The 1,025-nt window shown below is 56.9% G+C and carries 1 protein-coding gene; it reads left to right on the forward strand.

What is annotated here, in order from left to right; genetic code table 11:
• Positions 1-339: 339 nt before the first annotated feature.
• Positions 340-1,025: ATP-binding protein (locus BMX62_RS12505; protein WP_156055398.1), on the forward strand; the 686-nt coding region annotated here is incomplete at its 3' end.

Below are 1,025 nucleotides of genomic sequence, written 5' to 3' on the forward strand. Positions count from 1 at the left end.
TGGGCAATCAGGTTCAGGATGAGTTGTCAGGGAATAGACCCGCCATGCGACATCTAAAACCCGTCACAGGGATTGTGACGGGGATTTACCTTTTTGGTCTTACGACCATCTGATCAAGAGCAAAGTGACCCCTGCAAGGAGATGCCGCCGGTTTTTCTGCAGGTCTATCAGCCCATCTGCGCTACTATCTGGTGAACGAGTCAGCCTTCACCGAGGATGAGCTGGCGGCCCGCATCCGGGCGTATCCGAAGGCGTGACTGGCTGGGTGAGGGGGGCTCAGCCCCGGCTTCGTGATATTCTGCTCTGACAGTAAAACCTTTCAGGTGCCGAGTTCCCTCCATGGCTACCCAGCTCAATCTCCCCATCGGCGTACAGGCGTTCAGCAAAATCCGCACTGGTGGGTTCTACTATGTGGATAAAACCCCCTACCTTCATCAGCTGATCGATGAAGGCAGCTATTATTTCCTCTCCCGCCCTCGCCGCTTCGGCAAGAGCCTGCTGCTGGACACCCTCAAGGAACTGTTCGAGGCCAACGAGCCTTTGTTCCGGGGCCTGTACATCCACGACCGCTGGGACTGGAAAACCCGTCATCCCGTCATCCGGATCAGTTTTGCCGATGGGGTCATGAGCAGTCGTCGGGCGCTGGATCAGCACATTGAAGAGCTGTTGCGTGAACACTCTCAAAGGCTGGGGATTACCCTGAGTAATGAAAGTATTCAGGGGCGGTTCCGGGAATTAATCACTGGAACCTACCAGCAGCACGGCCAGCGGGTGGTGGTCCTGATCGACGAATACGACAAGCCCATCCTGGATAACATCACCGATGCCGACGTGGCCCGCGAACTGCGGGAGGGGCTGAAAAACCTCTATTCCGTCCTCAAGGACGCCGATCCCCATCTGAAATTCTGCCTGCTCACCGGCGTGTCCAAATTCAGCAAGGTCAGTCTGTTCTCGGGGCTGAACAACCTGCGTGACATCACCCTCTCCCGGGACTACGGCGCCCTCTGCGGCTACACCGACGAGGA

It is taken from the genome of Ectothiorhodospira magna (assembly GCF_900110965.1).
GTDB classification, from domain to species: domain Bacteria; phylum Pseudomonadota; class Gammaproteobacteria; order Ectothiorhodospirales; family Ectothiorhodospiraceae; genus Ectothiorhodospira; species Ectothiorhodospira magna.